This is a genomic window from Treponema sp. R80B11-R83G3 (genome assembly GCF_054786115.1).
Genome location: NZ_BDHF01000212.1, coordinates 1 through 1,396, shown reverse-complemented (window position 1 = coordinate 1,396; position 1,396 = coordinate 1). Strand labels below are relative to the sequence as shown.

3 protein-coding genes are annotated in these 1,396 nt (G+C 39.3%); all 3 read left to right on the top strand.

Translation table 11 applies throughout. The features are described 5' to 3' along the window. Positions 1 to 268: 268 nt before the first annotated feature. Positions 269 to 532: a hypothetical protein gene (locus ACYVRH_RS12700; protein ID WP_461257268.1), complete on the top strand. Its 264-nt coding sequence runs from the start codon at positions 269 to 271 to the stop codon at positions 530 to 532. A gap of 3 nt (positions 533 to 535) precedes the next feature. After that, positions 536 to 967, top strand: a complete 432-nt coding sequence (gene tsaE / locus ACYVRH_RS12695; protein ID WP_461257267.1) for a tRNA (adenosine(37)-N6)-threonylcarbamoyltransferase complex ATPase subunit type 1 TsaE — start codon at positions 536 to 538, stop codon at positions 965 to 967. Next, a partial coding sequence (gene tsaB / locus ACYVRH_RS12690; protein ID WP_461257266.1) for a tRNA (adenosine(37)-N6)-threonylcarbamoyltransferase complex dimerization subunit type 1 TsaB occupies positions 964 to 1,396 on the top strand: 433 nt, incomplete at its 3' end. The genes tsaE and tsaB, both read left to right, overlap by 4 nt.

Here is a 1,396-nt window from a genome sequence, read left to right as displayed (position 1 = left end):
GGCACATTGAACAGGCGATGGACGTCTGTCTTCTGCGGAAACGCCGCTGTGAAAGAAACCGTAATTGGTTGGAGCAAGGTTTAAAGTTGAATTTATATTATGCGATATAAACTTAGCGGCTTTGGGGCAGGTTTTAAGGACAAATAGAATGGGCGTAAATACTATTATTCATATGAAATTCCTTAAATTAACGCAAAAATCAATGAATGTAATTAATTCATTTGTATATGAATATTCACAGGAGTAAAAAAATAAAAAGGATAAAAGGATGAAAATTGTAACATTAAAAGACATGATCAGAAAGGATGTCCCAATTTACTACAGAAAACTTTATACAAGCGTCGCAGTTATTGAATTAAATAACAAACATAACGATTACCGTATTGATTTTTCCATAGAAGTAAAGCCAACGGGGCAAAAAGACGTTAACGTAACATTTATTGACGCTGTTGATTATCCTCTTGTTCCGGTAATAAGGGAACTTAAACATTATATAAGCGAGTTGGATTCTGCCGACGGACTTGCCGATTAAATTATGGTTAACATAGTTTCTAATTCCCCTGAAGAAACTATTAATCTTGGAAAACGGATTGCGCGTTTTCTTACCGCAGGTTCCGTTATCGCTCTTGAAGGCTGTCTTGGAAGCGGAAAAACCTGCCTTACAAAGGGCATTGCGCTTGGTTTGGGCATAACGGAAAACATTACAAGCCCCACATATACAATAATCAATGAATATCAAAACGGCCCCTCCCCCGCCCTGCTCCATATTGACGCTTACCGTCTTAATTGTGATAAGGATTTTGAAGATATTGGCGGAGATGAAATAATCAACTCCAATGGAATTTCAATAATTGAATGGAGCGAACGCATACCCAAATCAATTCCTGAAAATTCAATTAAGATCCGCATGGAGATAACAAGCCCTGTTTCCAGAGCGATAAAAATTAAAGGGCTTGATAAATTATGAAATTGCTTGCGATAGATACGGCTGCATCTTTCCTTTCCTTAGCGGCCGCGAATGAGAACGAAATATTTTCCTCCGAAACGGAGGCCGGAACAAGACATTCGGAACTTGTTATGGAATTAATTGACAGCCTTATGAAAAAAGCCGGCATAATGCCAAAAGACCTTAACGGTATTCTTTGCATGGGCGGCCCCGGCTCATTTACTGGCCTTCGAATCGGTTATTCAATCGCCAAGGGGCTTGCCCTCTCTTTGTCTGCCCCATTCGCGCCTGTCCCAACTCTTGAATGTATTGCCCATAATGAAAAATTTGCGCAAACTGTAACTCTGGCCATAATTGAGGCCAGAAAAAACGCTTTTTTTTACGCCTTTTTTAAAAACAGGCAGCGCCTGACGGAAGATAAAGACGCAAATTTATCACAAATAATAAATG

What these genes read in the sequence shown, in the direction of transcription:
- ACYVRH_RS12700 (WP_461257268.1), top strand. Translation starts at nt 269, where the DNA reads ATGAAAATTGTAACATTAAAAGACATGATCAGAAAGGATGTCCCAATT.
- tsaE (WP_461257267.1), top strand. Translation starts at nt 536, where the DNA reads ATGGTTAACATAGTTTCTAATTCCCCTGAAGAAACTATTAATCTTGGA.